11 protein-coding genes, 1 tRNA gene and 3 pseudogenes are annotated in these 16,142 nt (G+C 69.3%); 9 read left to right on the top strand and 6 right to left on the bottom strand.

Features of this window, described 5'->3' with window-relative positions:
* Positions 1–146 precede the first annotated feature (146 nt).
* The 3 genes from ACZ601_RS08275 to ACZ601_RS08265 are packed head-to-tail and all read right to left on the bottom strand — an operon-like array spanning position 147 to position 2,273.
* Positions 147–1,001 carry an ABC transporter permease gene (locus ACZ601_RS08275; RefSeq protein WP_371629207.1) on the bottom strand — a complete coding sequence of 285 codons (855 nt, stop codon included), beginning with the start codon at positions 999–1,001 and terminating at the stop codon, positions 147–149.
* Positions 961–1,821, bottom strand: coding sequence for an ABC transporter ATP-binding protein (locus tag ACZ601_RS08270; RefSeq protein ID WP_469534554.1), 861 nt, complete (start codon positions 1,819–1,821; stop codon positions 961–963). The genes ACZ601_RS08275 and ACZ601_RS08270 overlap by 41 nt, the downstream gene beginning before the upstream one ends.
* Positions 1,818–2,273 carry a MarR family winged helix-turn-helix transcriptional regulator gene (locus tag ACZ601_RS08265; RefSeq protein ID WP_469534551.1) on the bottom strand — a complete coding sequence of 152 codons (456 nt, stop codon included), beginning with the start codon at positions 2,271–2,273 and terminating at the stop codon, positions 1,818–1,820. The genes ACZ601_RS08270 and ACZ601_RS08265 overlap by 4 nt, the downstream gene beginning before the upstream one ends.
* Positions 2,274–2,886: 613 nt before the next feature.
* Here ACZ601_RS08265 and ACZ601_RS08260 point away from each other — a divergent pair.
* A pseudogene (locus ACZ601_RS08260) lies at positions 2,887–3,777 on the top strand (IS5 family transposase).
* Between the two features lie 158 nt (positions 3,778–3,935).
* Positions 3,936–5,396 carry a hypothetical protein gene (locus ACZ601_RS08255; RefSeq protein WP_469534547.1) on the top strand — a complete coding sequence of 487 codons (1,461 nt, stop codon included), beginning with the start codon at positions 3,936–3,938 and terminating at the stop codon, positions 5,394–5,396.
* A gap of 223 nt (positions 5,397–5,619) precedes the next feature.
* On the opposite strand, the gene ACZ601_RS08250 is transcribed toward ACZ601_RS08255, so the two are convergent.
* The gene (locus ACZ601_RS08250; protein ID WP_469534544.1) at positions 5,620–6,762 is read right to left on the bottom strand and encodes a Fic family protein; all 1,143 of its coding nucleotides are present in this window, start codon (positions 6,760–6,762) and stop codon (positions 5,620–5,622) included.
* 54 nt (positions 6,763–6,816) lie between these two features.
* Between ACZ601_RS08250 and ACZ601_RS08245 the strand changes: the two genes are divergently transcribed.
* Positions 6,817–8,013 (top strand): hypothetical protein, encoded by a 1,197-nt coding sequence (locus tag ACZ601_RS08245; protein ID WP_469534541.1) that lies wholly within the window; start codon positions 6,817–6,819, stop codon positions 8,011–8,013.
* Between the two features lie 241 nt (positions 8,014–8,254).
* Here ACZ601_RS08245 and ACZ601_RS08240 read toward each other — a convergent pair.
* A tRNA-Arg gene (locus ACZ601_RS08240) sits at positions 8,255–8,327 on the bottom strand.
* Positions 8,328–8,643: 316 nt separating this feature from the next.
* Between ACZ601_RS08240 and ACZ601_RS08235 the strand changes: the two genes are divergently transcribed.
* The 4 genes and pseudogenes from ACZ601_RS08235 (at position 8,644) to ACZ601_RS08220 (ending at position 14,775) form a co-directional block, all read left to right on the top strand.
* Positions 8,644–10,296, top strand: coding sequence for a dynamin family protein (locus ACZ601_RS08235; RefSeq protein WP_469535272.1), 1,653 nt, complete (start codon positions 8,644–8,646; stop codon positions 10,294–10,296).
* Complete coding sequence (locus tag ACZ601_RS08230) at positions 10,293–12,371, top strand: GTPase (RefSeq protein WP_469534538.1); 2,079 nt, start codon at positions 10,293–10,295, stop codon at positions 12,369–12,371. The genes ACZ601_RS08235 and ACZ601_RS08230 overlap by 4 nt, the downstream gene beginning before the upstream one ends.
* Before the next feature lie 103 nt (positions 12,372–12,474).
* Positions 12,475–12,888: pseudogene (locus tag ACZ601_RS08225) on the top strand (single-stranded DNA-binding protein); the annotation flags it as partial.
* Positions 12,889–13,317: 429 nt separating this feature from the next.
* Positions 13,318–14,775, top strand: a complete 1,458-nt coding sequence (locus ACZ601_RS08220) for an LAETG motif-containing sortase-dependent surface protein (RefSeq protein ID WP_469534535.1) — start codon at positions 13,318–13,320, stop codon at positions 14,773–14,775.
* Between the two features lie 238 nt (positions 14,776–15,013).
* On the opposite strand, the gene ACZ601_RS08215 is transcribed toward ACZ601_RS08220, so the two are convergent.
* Positions 15,014–15,514: a hypothetical protein gene (locus tag ACZ601_RS08215; protein WP_469534532.1), complete on the bottom strand. Its 501-nt coding sequence runs from the start codon at positions 15,512–15,514 to the stop codon at positions 15,014–15,016.
* 210 nt (positions 15,515–15,724) lie between these two features.
* Between ACZ601_RS08215 and ACZ601_RS08210 the strand changes: the two are divergent.
* Positions 15,725–15,868, top strand: a pseudogene (locus tag ACZ601_RS08210) (NUDIX hydrolase); the annotation flags it as partial.
* Between the two features lie 62 nt (positions 15,869–15,930).
* Positions 15,931–16,101, top strand: coding sequence for an e9imm peptide (locus ACZ601_RS08205; protein ID WP_469534529.1), 171 nt, complete (start codon positions 15,931–15,933; stop codon positions 16,099–16,101).
* Positions 16,102–16,142 lie beyond the last annotated feature (41 nt).

The raw sequence follows: 16,142 nt of genomic DNA, 5'->3' as shown, positions 1-16,142 counted from the left end.
CCGCTGCGGCGCGAACACAGGGGCACGCGCGGGGTCTTGTGAAGTACGGGGTCACGGGTCCCTGTGTGGGGTACGGGGTCGGGCCCCTGCGTGGGGCACGGGATCACGGGTCCCTCTGTGGGATACGGGATGTGCGGGCGCCGGCGTCAGCGGGCGAGCCGGCCGAGCAGGGAACCGGCGGCCACGATGCCGACGGCGGCGGCGAAGGCCAGCACCCCGAAGTCCAGGCCGAGATGGGACGGCGTGCCGATGAGCAGGCCGCGCAGGGCGTCGACCTGGTAGCTCAGTGGGTTCACCTTGCTGACCGCCTGGAGCCAGCCGGGCATCAGGGCGACGGGGTAGAGCGCGTTGGAGGCGAAGAACAGCGGCATCGTGATCGCCTGGCCGATGCCCATCAGCCGGTCACGGGTGAGCACGATCCCGGCGATCGTCATCGACAGGCACGAGAAGAACGCAGAGGCGAGCACGACGACCACGGCCACGCCGAGCAGATGCAGCGGGTTCCAGCTCATGCCGACCCCGAGCAGGGCGGCGATCACGATGACGACGACGGCCTGGATCACGGCCTTCACCCCGGCGGCGAACGCCTTGCCGGTCACGAGGGCGGAGCGGGGGGTCGGCGTGACCATGAGTTTGGTGAGGACGCCGGAGTCGCGCTCCCAGATGATCATGATGCCGTAGAAGATCGCGATGAACATGGCCGACTGGGCGATGATCCCGGGCGCGAGGAAGTCCAGATAGGGGACGCCGCCGGTGGGAATGGCGTGGATGCGGGAGAACGTCGTACCGAAGATCAGCAGCCACAGGGCGGGCTGGACGGCACGGGTGTAGATCTCCGTCCGGTCGTGCATCAGCTTCTGCAGTTCGACGGCGCACATCGCGCCGACCCGGGCCGGTACGACCCGCCAGCCGGTGCGTGGCGGTGGCGGGGTGAGCAGCAGGGCGAAGCGCGGATCGGGCTCAGCCGCGCCGGGTCGCGGTGCGGCGGGTACGGCGGACATCGTTGAACGCTCCCTTCTCCGCCTCTGACCCGGGGTCGTCCAGTCCGCTTCCGGAGTGGTACCGGAAGACGTCCTCCAGGGACGGCGGCGGGGTGGCGGGTTCGCCGGATTCCCGGCGGTGGGCGACCAGTTCGCCCTTCAGCTCGACGGGGGTGCCGAGCGCGCGGAGCCTGCCGAGGTGCATCAGGGCGAGCCGGTCGCAGCGGCGGTCGGCCTCGTCCATGGAGTGCGTGGTCACCAGCACGGTCATCCCGGTGCCGGTCCGGATCTCGTTGATCCGGTCCCAGACGCTGTCCCGGGCGATCGGGTCCAGGCCGATCGTCGGCTCGTCCAGGATCAGCAGTCGGGGGGCGCTGACCAGGGCCTGGGCCAGTTCGAGGCGGCGCACCATGCCGCCGGAGTACGTGCCGGCGAGCCGCCCCGCGACATCGCGGAGGCCGACCGCGTCCAGTGCCTGGGCGACCCGGGCCGCGCGCTCGCGGCGGGGCACGTCGTACACCCGGGCGAAGAGCTGGACGTTCTCCAGACCGGTGAGCCCGGCGTCGGCCGACAACTGCTGCGGCACGTAGCCGAGCAGGCGCCGCACCGCCATCCGCTCCCGGGCGGCGTCATGGCCGAACACCTCGACGGCCCCGGCCGGGACGGGCAGCAGGGTGGTGATGGCGCGCATGGTGGTGGTTTTGCCCGCGCCGTTCGGCCCGAGGAGCCCGAACACCTCCCCGGGCCGGACCAGCAGGTCCAGCCCGTCGACGGCCTTCGAGCCGCCGAAACTGTAGGTCAGGCCTTTGCAGCGGACAGCGGGTGCGGTGTGTGTGGTCACGCGGTCTCATCCCCCTCACGCATGGACGCGGCGAGTCTGTGCAGGGCCGGGAGGGCGGCGGCGAGCGCCGCGCGGTCATCGGCGTCGAGCCCGGCCAGGTGCCGGCGGAAGAGCGCCGCACGGCGGGCGTGCCACTCGTGCAGCCTCTCCACCCCGGCGGGTGTGGGGTACAGCAGCGCAGCGCGCCCGTCCCCGGGGTCCTTCTCCCGCCGCAGCAGCCCTTCCGCGGCCAGGTGGTTCACCAGTGTGCTCACCGAGTTGGCCGCCAGCGAGAGGCTCCGTGCGGCCGACGAGACGCGCACGCCGGGCTCGGTGACCACCAGCCGCAACAGCTCAGCGTGCGCCCCGCGCATCCGGGGAGCGGAAGAGCCGCTCCACAGCCTGCGCCGGGCGAGCCGCTGGATACGGGGCAGGAGTCCGGCGAGCTCGTCGGAGAGTTCACTCGCCTTCACCGCTCCATTTTAGCTCTGCATACGAACTAATGTCAGCGGCTGCGTCCCCCGTCCCCGACGTATCGATCCGGATCGTCGACGCGCCGATTCCTGCTTCCTGCAGGCGGCGCACGTGGACGCGCAGGTCCGCACTGTCCGCAGTCTCGAAGATCACTTCCCATCGACCCTTACCCGGCGCTGTGCGAGCGGCAAGCCGCTGTCTCTCGGCCTCTTGTCGCCGCTTTCTCTTCCCCTGCCCTAGGGATTGTCTGACAAATGATCACCGGGCGTGTGCGTGTTCGGTCCAATTGCCTTGCCGCCCTGACGCCGACCAGTGATTCTGGGCAGGTGCCAGGACAGGGGAAAAGAAGGCGGCGGCAAGAGGAGGCGCGGCAGCGGCTTGCTGCTCGCACCTCGCCGGACGCGGCACAGTGGGAAGTGGTCGTTGAGACTCCGGACCAGGCGGAGATGCGTTTGAGGTTGCGCCGTCTTCGGGAAGCAGGAGTCGACGGGTCGATGGTCCGGATCGACACGCTGTGCGGACGCCTGGCGGTGCCGACCACCTACCGGCTGAGCTGTTTCCTGACGGACCCCGCGCGAGACTCCGAGCGCGGGCACTCTGATCATTGATCTTGTGGCAGGTCGAGGTGAGTTGACGGACGCGGCATGGGAGCGGATAGAACCCCTGTTGCCGCGAGTGGATGGACGTGGGCGTCCGTGGCGTGATCACCGGCAGGTGGTCAACGGGGTGCTGTGGCGGCTGCGGACCGGGTCCCCGTTGCCCGATCTGCCCGAGCGGTACGGACCCTGGCAGACCGTCGACGAGCGGTTCGCCCGCTGGGAAGCGGACGGGACCTGGGCGAAGCTGCTGGAATACGTCCAGGTCCCCGACGACGCGGTGGGCCGGGTGGAGTGGACCGTCGCCATCGACTCCACGGTCAACCGTGCCCATCAGCACGCCGCCGGCGCCCGCAAAAAGGGGCCGCAAACAGGGACGAACTGGAAGATCCGGGCCGCTCGCAGACGCGCCAGGCCCTCGGCCGGTCCCGAGGCGGGCTGACCGCCAAGGTCCACCTCGCTGTCGACGGCCGGGGCCTGCCTCTTGTCCATCGTGCTCACGCCCGGCAACGTCAACGACGCCACCGCCTTCGGCTATGTCGTCGACGGAATCCGCGTCCCGAGAGTCGGCACCGGCCGCCCGCGCAGGAAGCCGACCCGAGTCCTGGGCGACAAGGCCTACTCCGGCCGGGCAATCCGGCGCCTGCTGCGGCGCCGCGGCATCGCCGTCACGATCCCCGAGCGCCGCGACCAAGCGGCCGACCGCCGGCGTCGAGGGCGCCTTGGCGGTCGGCCACCCACCTTCGACGAGGAGGTCTACCGCGAACGCAACGTAGTCGAACGATGCTTCGCACGCCTCAAGCAGTTCCGCGCGATCGCGACCAGATTCGACAAGCTCGCCGACCCATACCGTGCCGGAGTCGTTCTGGCCTCGCTGATCCTCTGGCTCCGCGAAACCAGACCGTGATCATTTGCCAGATACGCCCTAGCACCGGATCGGAGTCTCTGGTCAGAGCCACGAGGGCAAGCCCATTGAAGCTTGCGCAACCCGACGTAGCCTTGGGTATGCGCCTCCCTTCCAAGCACTGAGTGACGGCCTGGTGTTGCCCCCCGTACGCTCCGTGCATGGTTTACGTTGTAGCTCTCAGCGCCGAGGAACTGGACCGTATCGAAGAGGAGTTGCTGGTCAAGCAATCGTTCACGAAGACGGTTGCTACGGCCTCTCTCCCTGATGATCGAACGCCCCGTATCGCCCTGCTCGTCATGCGGTCCTCCAGCGAGACCGGTCGGTGTCCGTTGCGCTGGTTGGGGGTTGTGCGGCAGCCACGTGGTGACAAGGTTGCGGCCGTTGATTCCCGGATCACCGTCGAATTGGTGCGCGAGAGCCCTGTATCAGTCCTTATGGGATCACTCCTTGGCGAGATGCCGCTTCGGCTGCGACGTGCTCTGATTAGGGCCTTGATGGGTGAGGTCACAGTCCTCGGGGGTGAGGAATCCAATGACCTGCTGGATGTTCTCGCGCGGCAGAACGACATGCTGCGTAGGACGCTCGACTTCCTGGGCGAGGCAGCTGAGCCCGACTCGTTCGACCCTCGGCGTGCAGCGGATTGCGCTTGGCAGGAGCAGTACGACATGACCCGGCTGGGTCTGGCCATCGGTAACATCCCCCCAGCGCGGCTCGCAGCTTGGCGGCGGCCGAGTGACCCTCATGCCCCACACTTGGCCGGGCTCATTCCGGAACCGTTCGAACAGGGCCTGATTGAAAATGATGCGCGGCACATCGGTTTCGATACAGACGTGTTCACTGAGGCGGGATGGCCTTCTGGAAGCCGTGCCACCGGGGCGTCGTTTCGCTGCGACATCCATGTGTTCGAGCATCTCGGTAGTCGTATCGAGGTAGCGAACATCAACGCATCGCCAGTGGAAGCTCGGCTCGGGGCGGATCTGATCTACTACCACGAGGCCACCCGGAGTTTTATTCTTGTGCAGGCCAAGCGGCTCCCCTCGGAGGCGGGCCACCGGTGGATGTATGCGGATAAGCAACTTCTTGGGCAACTTGATCGGTTGGACCAGGTTGCCGCGATGAGCAGAGAAGCATGGACGCCTCACGAATGGCGACTTGGTTCGGACCCTTGCTTCGTTAAACTCGCCTACTGGCCGCTGACGGAAACGGCCGACCCAGGGCCGGCGCCAGGAATGTATCTGCCGGTGCCATATGTGCGGCTGCTGATGGGTGACGATTCGACGAGTGGCCCGAACGAGGGCACCCGCCTTGGGTACGGATACGTTGAACGATATTTGGGGAACACGGAGTTCACTCAGCTCGTGAAGAACGGACTCGTTGGCACGGTGGGAACCACACTCGATGATCTGACGACGCTCGGCAGGGAGCGGGCAGAGGAAGGCATGTCCGTATCCATTGTTGTGGACCGGGCCACCGCGCCGACAAGTGAGGTGGTCAGGGAACGGCACAAGCGGAACCACTCTCGGGGATACGACAAGGCCCTTGCCAAGAAGACACGCCGCAGTCAGTCTCGTGGCCCCGGCCCCGGTCAGCAGCCGCTGTTTGGCGGATCAACCGTATGAACACCGCCTGGCCACTCATGATCACAACTACGGCGATCTCGGACGGCCCCCTGGCGTCGGCGCGCGGCTCTTCGTCCGCCGCGCCAACTTCGCCAGTGCTCTCCTGCATCGGCCCGCACCCACGGGGAGCCGTCGTTCTGCTTGATCGAGCCAGCGCAGGGCATTTCGGTGCTGGAAGCCCCGGCGGCGTGGTGCGACTCGGTGGAGTCAGGTGCACGCGAGGTCATCGATCGCGTCGGTAGGGATCCGTGTACGGCTCCATGGACTGGCGGACCTCTTCCCGTACCGGGTTCATGAGAGGGCCGGGGGCGTAGTAGCGGGCGCGGGCCTTGCCGTGGGGGACGAGCCAGCCGCGGGCGACGAGCTCCCGGATGTCGCGGATGGCTTGCTGGTCGCTGAGGTCGGCGTCCTGCTGGTAGACGGTGCGGCGCACCTTCGCGTCCGAGAACGCGGGCAGCAGGGCGTAGACGACTCGCTCGTCCAGGCCAGCTGCTTCGACGCCTTCCACCAGGCGGGTCCAGGCCCGCGACATGACGTCGAAGCGGCGCTGGGCCTGCTGGGCCTGGCGGTGGTGGGCGGTCAGGCAGAACCGAATCCAGGGCCGGGTGTCCCGCTCCGGACTCCAGTGCGGGCCGCCCACGTCCTCCAGGATCTGGTAGTAGGCGTACGTGTTCTGTCCCCGGCCGAGCCATTCCTCAATGGAGGAGAACTCAGGGGGCATCAGAGCCTCGCGGGAGAACACCAAAGTGGACAGAGCGCGGGACATGCGTCCGTTGCCGTCCTTCCACGGATGGATCTTGACGAGGTTGAGGTGTGCCATGGAGGCACGGACGTGGACGGGGGTGTCTAGGTCGCCCTCGTTGAGCCAGTCGATGAACTCCGCCATCAGAGCGGGAACGTCCCCCTGGTCCGGTGCGGTGTAGGCCGGGACCAGTGGGTCGTCGGGGCTCGTGACGTAGACAGGTCCGTCACGCCAGCGACCGGGGCGCTTGTCGAGGTGGTGGCCCTGGAGCATGAAGTGCAGGCCGTTGAGCAGGCCGGCGTCGTACCGGAAGTCGTCTCCGGCGTCGGCGAGGGCCTGGATGTAGGTCATGCCGCGCTGGTAGCCCTCCAGCTCGGCACGCGTCTTTTCTCCGGTCTCCAGCGGTTCCTCGCCGGACATGAGGGCTTCCACGTCGTCGACCGTCGCGGCGTATCCCTCGATGGTGTTTGATCCGGCGATCGCGCGGGCGGTGAGGTTGCGGCGCAGTTGTCGGGTCCAGCGTGGGGTGGCGCGGAGCATGTGGCGCAGGGAGCGGCGCATGGCCTCGATTTCGTCGAGGGCCCGGTGGTCGTCGGAGTCCAGTCGCGGAGTCGCGTACATCATGAGGCAATGACACTATGATTGTGTTATCAAGTCAAGCGAGGACGGCTAAGTGGGGTGCCGATTCTGGCCGCGCTGTCAGTGGCGACTGTCAAACTGCGGCTCATGATCGTGACGTCCACGTACATATCAACCGCTGGCGGTGCGCTCGCCAGTATCCCGGCGCCGGCGTGGAGCGAGAATGAAGTCAGCGTCTTCATGGCGCTCTTCAATTGCAACGCGGTCTGCATCCCGGTTCTGCTCATGGTGACTATCGCGCTGACCGTTGGTCGCCGTCGTCCGGGCCGGCTGTTCACGGTTGGCATTCTCGGCCGCGTCAAGTTTATGCGTCGCCGGGTGGCGGCCCTCTCCTCGGTGCTTGAGGAAGCTGCGGGATGGTCGGTGCGGGACAAGCGGATGCTCGCCATTCGTATGACGGAGCAACGACGCTGGGAAGTCGCTCGACTCTGGTTGTACGGGCCAAGCCTCCTTGCATCGCTAGCGATGTTGTACGGAGCCCTCGGTGCGTGGGGCGGACGGATTCGCCCGTGGCCTGTGATTTCGGCCCTTGTCTTCCTGGCTCTGAGTGGAGCCGCTGCAGGGATGGAGGCGTGGTCACGGCGCCGCGCAGATCCCTACGGCAACGCCGCTCGCTCCGGCATGTTGGCGCTGGAGGCTCTCGTGTATGAGGACAGTGCTGAGAGCCATCTCAAGGGCGCTTGGCAGACGCTTCGCAGTCGCGATCGTCGGCCCACGGCTTACTTCTCGGTCGACTGGACGTTCCGCTCGGTAGAGGGGTTCTGTCTGTCGATGGAGCACCTGGCGCGTTACGCGGTTCGCAGCGGCGACTCGGTGGGGCGAGCGAGACGGGAGCGCAGAATCCGGGTATTCACTGCACACGTACAGGAAGCGCTCGGCGGCTATTGCGAAGCGGCTGATGCGTACGCTACCGGCGAGGCCTCTGATGACGAGGTACGTGCAGCACGGCGCCGCGTTACAGATCTCATTGCCCAAGTGCTGGTGCACCTCTGCCGAGAGCGCCTGATCCTTCCAACTCTTGTGTGGGACGACCTTCCCGAGGACAGACGGAATGGTTCGCCTCTCCATGCAGGGCGCCGGACCGTCGTGCACAGCAGTGTCGCGATGCTTGTGCTCGCTGCGTTGGCGGCGTTGTTCACCTGGGCGAGGGTGCCCGGAGAGCTTGTCTCTCCGGTTCTGGTCGTACTCGGCGGGATTGTTGCCGTGATGCTGCCACGGGCGCGATGGCCCCAATAGCGTGGCCTGACCAGCCAATCAGGAGCCTGTCGGTTGAGGTCAGGTGGTCCGACAGCCCCGTGCTGGTGTCGAGGTGGCCGGCGCCCGCAGCTTCGCCGACCTCCGCACCAGACTTCGGGGGTTAGGTAAGGGCCAGTCCTCCGGGCACCTCACCGTGCGACATCGAGTAGGTGAGCCGCATCGACTTCTCCCCTCCGTCTGACCTGGGAGTGCAGGTCAGACGGCATCGGCTGGGCTGAAGCGCCCCCGGCAGGACTCGAACCTGCGGCCAAGCGCTTAGAAGGCGCCTGCTCTATCCACTGAGCTACGGGGGCCGGGTGGTGGACTCGGTGACCTGGAGCCCTGGGACCCGGGCGGTCCGCGACCTGCCGGGACAAGGATAGGGCTCCGAACGCCTGGACCCGGTTGCTTCACCTGCGTGGCACGATGTGGAGGTTCGGTGAAGCGAAACGATAATCGCAGGTAGGTGCGATTCATGCATAGCTTTTGGCGCCTCACGCCCCGGGCGTTGTGCACTCGTTATGCCTGCGCCCCACTCGTCCCCTCTGTCCTGAGGAGGAACCGCCGCGCAGAGGGGGCTATACGCTTCAAAAAGGCGCCAAAATTGGGCATTCTTCGCATGTGGTGACCTTGGACGTACGGCCTCAGCTCATCGACGCACTCTCCGCCCTGCGCGACCGTGTCGCCGCCGTGCGTCTTCCACTCCCGCTGCCGGGCGCTCCACGCGCCAGGCAGACCAGGATCGAGCTGCTCGCCCAGCTCGACGACTACCTGCTGCCCCGCCTCAAGGACCCGGAGGCGCCCCTGCTCGCGGTCATCGGAGGGTCCACCGGCGCGGGCAAGTCGACGCTCGTCAACTCCCTGGTGGGGCGCCGGGTCAGCGAGGCCGGGGTGCTGCGGCCGACCACGCGGACCCCGGTGCTGGTCTGCCATCCGGATGATCACCACTGGTTCGCGGACATCCGGGTGCTCCCGCAGCTGACCCGGGTCTGGCTCTCGCCCGAGGAGTCCGCCAACCCCGGCCAGTGCGACCACCTCGACGGGGCCGGCGGGAAGGCCGCGGAGGAAGGGACCGCGCTCCGCGTCGAGACCGCCGCCGGGCTGCCGCGCGGGCTCGCCCTGCTGGACGCCCCCGACATCGACTCGCTCGTCGTGCGCAACCGGGTACTGGCCGCCGAACTCGTCTGCGCGGCGGACATCTGGGTGATGGTGACCACCGCCGCCCGGTACGCCGACGCCGTGCCCTGGCACCTGCTGCGCACCGCCAAGGAGTACGACGCCTCGCTCGTCACCGTCCTGGACCGGGTGCCGCACCAGGTGATCGCCGAGGTGTCCCGGCAGTACGGGGCGCTCCTCACCAAGGCCGGTCTCGGCGAGGTCCCCCGCTTCACCATCCCCGAACTGCCCGAGTCGGCGGGCGGCGGCAGCGGACTGCTTCCGACCACGGCGGTCGCCCCGCTGCGCGCCTGGCTCAGCCACCGCGCGCAGGATCCGGCGGCCCGTCAGCAGGCGGTCGGGCGTACGGCGGCCGGGGTCATCGACTCGCTCGACGTCCGGCTGCCCGCGCTCGCCGGAGCCGTCGCGGCCCAGTACGCGGCCGCCGTACGGCTGACCGGCGTGGTCGAGGACGCGTACCGGAAGGAGGGCGCACGGGTGCGGCGGCGGCTGCGGAACGGCGGCGCGCTCGCCGGGGACGCCCGCACCAGGTGGCGCGGATACCCGCTGTACAGCACCACGGAGGAAGTCCTCGAAGCCCTGGTGGAGAGCCTCGCCGCGCTCCTGGAGTGCGCGGTGGCGGCCGCCGACGAACAGATCCGGACGAACTGGCGGCAGGAGCCCGCAGCCGCGGTCTTCGGCTTCGAGGAGGTGGGCCGGGAAGAGGGCGGTTGGGGGCCGGCGGAGGACATCCGGGGCCGGATCGCCATGACCGTACGGCGCTGGCGCAGGGTCCTGGAGGAGCTGGCCGAGGAAGAGGTGCGGCTCATGGAACGCAACGCGGCGCCCGACGCGGAGACCGTTGTCGCCCTGCTGGCCGCCGCTCTGCTCGGCGGCCGACGGGCCCGTACCGCCGGCGAACAGCTGGCCGAACGCATCGGCGCTCAGGGCGCCCTGAGGCTGCGTGACAAGGGCGGGGCGCTGCTCACCGGCTATCTCGACCAGGTGCTCGGGGGCGAGCGCGACCGGCGCCTCGCCCCGCTGGACGCACTCGACGTGGCCCCCGAGCCGCAAGCAGAACTGATCGCCGCGCTGTCCCTACTGCAGAAGGAGAGGTGGCAGCGATGACTGCCGTCACTGACGAGGGTCCGGGCCGGGGACAAGGACCGCGGCCGGAGCCGCGGTCCGAGCCGGGACGCGGCCCGGACGGGGGTTCGGCCCCCGGCGGGGACCGCCCGAAGGACCGGTCGAAGGGCTCGGCGGAGGACGTAGCGCAGGACGGCGCGGAGCACGGCGCGGAGCACGGCGCCGAGCACGGGGCGCCAGGCCGGGAGAAGGGCCGGGCGCAGGACGGCGCGGAGCACGGGGCGCCAGGCCGGGGGAAGGGCCGGGGTAAGGACCCGGGCGGGACGGGCAGTGGCTGGGACGACGGTCTCATCGCCCGCCGCGCCGCCGCCGGGGCCGTCCCCCGGGAGACGCCGGCGGCCGCCCCGGAGGACGACAGCCGCCCCCAGGTCGAGGCGTACGTCCCCTCCGGTAGCCCGCTCAGCCCCCGCCTGGACGCACTGCGTGAGCTCGTCGGGCTCTCCAGGGCACGGCTCGACCGGGCCGACCTCGCGGAGGCGGGCCGGGTGCTCGACGAGGCCGCCGCCCGGCAGCGGCTCTCCTCCCGGCACACCGTCGTCGCCATCGCCGGAGCGAGCGGCAGTGGCAAGTCGACGCTCTTCAACTCCCTGGCGGGCGCCCAGATCTCCGAGGCCGGGCTGCGCAGGCCGACCACCGCCTCGCCCATCGCCTGCTCGTGGACGGACGGCGCCGCGGGGCTGCTGGACCGGCTGGCGATCCCGGGAAGGCTCAGGCGCCGGCCGCAGCCGGGTGGCGCGGGGGCCGACGAGGCGCTCCAGGGGCTCGTCCTGGTCGACCTGCCGGACCACGACTCGGCGGCGGCCGGACACCGCGAGCAGGTGGACCGGGTGCTGGCGCTGGTCGACGCGGTGGTCTGGGTCGTGGACCCGGAGAAGTACGCGGACGCCGCACTGCACGAGCGCTACCTGCGGCCGCTCGCCGGGCACGCGGAGGTCACCTTCGTCGTCCTCAACCAGATCGACCGGCTGCCCGGCGAGGCGGCCGACCAGGTCCTGGACGATCTGCGCCGACTGCTCGACGAGGACGGCATGGCCCTCGGCGAGCACGGCGAACCGGGCGCCACCGTGCTGTCCCTGTCCGCGCTGACCGGCGACGGGGTGGGCGAACTGCGCGAACTCCTGGGCAGGTTCGTCCAGGAGCGTACGGCCGCGACGCGCCGGCTCTCGGCCGATGTGGACGCCGCCGCCGCCAGGCTCCGCCCGGTGTACGTGGCCGAGGGGCGGACCGGGCTGGGGGAGCGGGCCCGTGAGGAGTTCGCCGGCCGGCTCGCGGAGGCCGTCGGCGCCGCCGCGGCCGGTCAGGCGGCGGAGCGCGAATGGCGCCGCAACGCGGGCCGGGCGTGCGGGACGCCGTGGCTGCGGCTGTGGCGCTGGTACGAGTCCACCCGGCAGCCTCGGCTGCTGGACCGGACGGCACTCACCGCCCCGCCGGAGGAGCAGCTCACCGCACGTCAGCGGGTCGAGCAGGCGGTACGCACGGTCGCGGACGAAGCCGTCGACGGGCTGCCGGGACCGTGGGCGCAAGCGGTGCGCGAGGCCGCGGTGCACGGGGCGCTGGGGCTGCCGGAGGCGCTCGACGAACTGGCCGAGCGCGCCGGCGCGGCGCTGGGGCGGGGTGCGGAGAACGACGCCGATGAGCCGGCGGAACCCGGCGCGCGGGCCGGGGCACACCGGGGGCGGGCCGGCAACAGGCCCCCGCGCCCGGCCTGGTGGCCTGCGGCCGTACTGGCCCAGGTGGCGATGACGCTGCTGCAGATCTTCGGCGGCCTGTGGCTGCTCGGCCAGATCGTCGGCGTACTCGAACCGGGGCTGCTGACGCCCGCTCTGGTGATGCTGGCGGGGATCGTCGGCGGACCGCTGGTGGAGTGGTCGTGCGCGGCAGCGGCCCGGGGGCCCGCACGGCGGTACGGCCAGGAGGCCGAACGCAGGCTGCGCGAGGCGGCGGCCGCCTGCGGGCGGGCCCGGGTGCTCGATCCGGTGGCGGCGGAACTGGTGCGCTATCGGGAGGTGCGGGAACGGTTTGTGGCGGTGACGGAGTTTTCCACAACGGGCCGTTAGTCCACAGGCGCCAGCAGGAATTCCGCCTTCCCCTCAGCATGGGATCAGCGACCGGCCGCAAGGGCGCGGGCCGCTGAATCCAGTGCGAGGGGGAGGCGGAGTCATGAACGAGACCTTGGTGACGCTGGTGGGCAATGCGGCCACCGGTGTGGAGTTCCGGGAGACCCGGAGCGGCGGGATGGCGCGATTCCGCTTCGCGGTGACGCCGCGGCGGTGGGACCGGGAGAAACAGCTCTGGGCGGATGGGCACACCAGCTTCTACACCGTGTGGGCGTGGCGGACCCTGGCGTCCAATCTGACGGGTTCCGTCTCCGTCGGGGAACCCCTGGTGGTGCACGGCAGGCTGAAGGTGCGTGAGGAGGAACGGGAGGGGCAGCGCAGGACGTTCGTGGACATCGAGGCGACGGCGGTGGGCCACGATCTGACCAGGGGCACGTCGGCGTTCCGACGGGTGCTCAGGGCAGACCCGGGGCTGGTACCGCGCCCCGGCGGTGCGGCTGCGGCCGAGCCGGACCAGTGGTCGACGACACCGCGGGAGCAGCCGGAGCGACTGGAGCAGCAGCTGAATCAGGAGGAGCAGCCGGAGCAGCTGGATCAAGAGGACCAGGTGAGTCGGCCGGATCAGGAGGACCGGCAGGGCGGGCGGGCCGGTCGGCCGGACGGGGTGGAACGGGTGGAACGGCCGGCGGCCAGGCGCCGGGTGGTTCGCCGGAAGAGCGGTCCCGAGCTCGTGTCCGCGCCCTGACCGGCCGCACCAACCGCCGCCGGCCCAGGCGTTGGCGGGGATAACGATTCTGAGTCGGAATGGTTATCCGAAGGTATGACGGGGGACTGTGCTTCGCTTCGTACTTAGGATTCCCCAGTACTCACAGGGCACTTGAGTCGACAGGCGGGACATTCCCCACACGCGCACCAGGCGCCAGGGTCTCGCCCGGAGGGGAATTCTGTGTTTTTTGCTTCTTCAGCGACCGTTTCGTCATCCAGGGCGACGGTCAATTCCCGACGGTTCCGGGGCATATCCCGCCTGGCGGCGTCGGTGGTGACATCCGGTCTGGTCATCGCCGGCACCCTCGCCGGTGCGGGCGGCGCGGCTGCCGATGAGGCGCCGCAGCACCAGGGCGGCGCGAGCGCGGTACTGGACGGGTTGAAGACGTACGACGTCGCGGTGCTGCACGCGGACGGCAAGGACAAGCGCCTGCCGGCCGGGCTCTTCGAGATGACCGTCGACGGCGGCGGCAAGCTCAAGACGTACTGCATCGACATCCACAACCCCACCCAGGACCAGGCGAAGTACCTGGAGACCCCCTGGGCCCAGACCTCGCTGGGCGGCAACAAGAACGCCGGCCGGATCCGCTGGATCCTTGAGCACTCCTACCCGCAGGTCGACGACCTCTCGGCACTCGCGGAGGCGGCGGGCACCGGCCCGCTCACCGAGAAGACCGCGGCCGCGGGCACCCAGGTGGCCATCTGGCGCTTCTCGGACAACGCCGACGTCGACGCGTCCGACGGCCAGGCGGAGAAGCTCGCCGACTGGCTGCAGAAGTCCGCCACCGACACGGCGGAGCCCAAGCCGTCCCTCTCCCTGGACAACGCCGCCGTGTCCGGCCGGTCCGGTGAGCTGCTGGGCCCGGTCACCGTCCGCACCAACGCCGGTCAGGTCTCGGTGGCCCCGCCCGCCGACGCCGCCAGCGGCATCAAGGTCACCGACAAGAAGGGCAAGGCCGTCACCACTGCGGCCAACGGCACCGACCTCTACTTCGACGTTCCGTCCGCCGCCGCCGACGGCTCGGCGTCGCTGACCGTCCAGGCCACCACCTCGGTACCGGTCGGCCGGGCCTTCGCCGGTGTGACCAGGAGTCAGACCCAGATCCTGGCCGGCTCCAGCGAGTCCACGGTCGCCGCGAGCGCCACGGCGAACTGGGCCAAGAAGGGCGCGATGCCCGCGCTCTCCGCCAAGAAGAACTGCGCCAAGGGTGGTGTGGACGTCACCGCGAGCAACAAGGGCGACGAGCCGTTCACCTTCGAGCTGGCCGGGGCGAAGCACACCGTCGCGGCGGGCAAGTCCGCGACCGTGACCGTGCCGGTCGCGGAGGACCAGGCGTACGACTTCACGATCACCGGTCCCGGCGGGTTCACGAAGACGTTCAGCGGCGTGCTGGACTGCAAGACCAGCGCCCCCGCCGCCACCACCACCGGCGGCCTCGACACCCAGACCGCCGAGCAGCCCAGTACGACCACCGCCACCGCGGGCGGCAGCTCCACGGGCGCCGAGGGCGACCTCGCCGAGACCGGAAGCTCCAACGCCACCCCGATCATCGCGGGGATCGCGATCGCCCTCGTCGTCATCGGCGGCGGCGCGGTCTTCTTCCTCCGCCGGCGCAAGGGCCAGACCTCCGGCCAGTGATGAGCCGTAGGCACACGGTGACGATGTGCTGATGGCAGCCCCGGTACGCGGCCGCGTACCGGGGCTGCCGCGTACCCGGGGTCCGGTCCGGGCCCTTCCGGGGAGCGGGAGGGCCCGGACCGCGGGCAGTACTGGTTTCCATCCGGGGGTGGCCGTCAGGCAAGATGGGGTGTTTCTTTCCGGGGGAGGGCGCGAAAAAGCCCCTCACCAGCAGTTTTCCTGCCGATGAGGGGCCGTGTCAGGCGGCTTGGGCCGTCTGTGGGCCGCCAGCCGGGAGAGGGGGTAGTTGTCGGGGGCCGATCGCCGATTGCGGGCCCGTGACGGCCCCGGCGCCGATATCGGTGCGCATCACGCCACGCATCCTTTCCCATTGCCCCCAAAGGCGGGCGAAATCTTCCCTTATGTCATCGAAGGATCCATCCGGGTCAGGGTTCCCTTCCTCCAGGCACATGGTGCGCCGATAGACCTCAGACAGCGCCGCAGACATTTCATCCAGCTCGGCAAGAACCGCTGCGGATGCGATCAGCTGAGCCTCCGCGAAGACTGAGTGGTGATCGCGTCGGGCCTCCTCGACCAGCTCTCGCGAATCAGGCGTGACAGCTTCCTTGTGCACGATCCAGAGGAAGTTCACGAGATGCGTTCGGTAGCGTCGGAAGGACGCGTTGACCTGCATGTAGCTGTCGCGGCGACGGCTCAGCTCAACCACCTCCTGCTCGCGGCGCCACTGCGCTTCGGCCAACAGCTGCTGACGCTCGAACTGTTCAGACTGAACGCGACCCAGTAGGCGTTGCGACAGGACAGAGGCAACTAGCGTGCCTGTGACACCAACCACCGCAGCAGCTAACCCGATGAGAGCGCTTCCCATTTGACCCCCGACTGACTGAGAGAACCACGTCACTGGCATTCTGCCCGCGGCGTGGTGGCGGCGGATCTCTTTCGGGCCTTGGCGTCAGCATCGCCCTGTTGGCTCACCCAGGAGCAGATCACCGAGCGCATGTCCGAGGTCTACGCGATCCGCCTGCTAGACGCAGTCGACGGAGCCGGCCCCCACGTGCGAAGCCACGACGGCCGTCGACTTAACAAGACACCGTGACGACTCCAGGCCCTCACCAGAGGATGAGCCGCGACGAAGCTCTGCCCCTAGTCCAGCGTCTCATGGACGGCAGCATTGCCAGCGAGGCTGAAAGCGACGAGATCCTGGACGCTTTGCAGCGCGGGCTTGGGTGCCCCCACATCAGCGACTACATCTACTGGGATGTCGGTCCCGACCTGAGCGCGGACAAGATTGTCGAACGGGCTTTGGCCTACAAGTCGATCGCACTCTGACTCAGGCAGCGCGGTAAGAGTTTCTCTACTTCATCAAGACC

The organism is Streptomyces sp. NPDC104307, from assembly GCF_055584045.1.
This window is presented reverse-complemented; position numbering and strand designations above follow the sequence as displayed.

Excerpts from the sequence above, each read along its gene's own strand:
- ACZ601_RS08275 (WP_371629207.1), bottom strand. The coding sequence starts at position 1,001 with ATGTCCGCCGTACCCGCCGCACCGCGACCCGGCGCGGCTGAGCCCGAT.
- ACZ601_RS08255 (WP_469534547.1), top strand. The coding sequence starts at position 3,936 with ATGGTTTACGTTGTAGCTCTCAGCGCCGAGGAACTGGACCGTATCGAA.
- ACZ601_RS08250 (WP_469534544.1), bottom strand. The coding sequence starts at position 6,762 with ATGATGTACGCGACTCCGCGACTGGACTCCGACGACCACCGGGCCCTC.
- ACZ601_RS08230 (WP_469534538.1), top strand. The coding sequence starts at position 10,293 with ATGACTGCCGTCACTGACGAGGGTCCGGGCCGGGGACAAGGACCGCGG.
- ACZ601_RS08205 (WP_469534529.1), top strand. The coding sequence starts at position 15,931 with ATGGACGGCAGCATTGCCAGCGAGGCTGAAAGCGACGAGATCCTGGAC.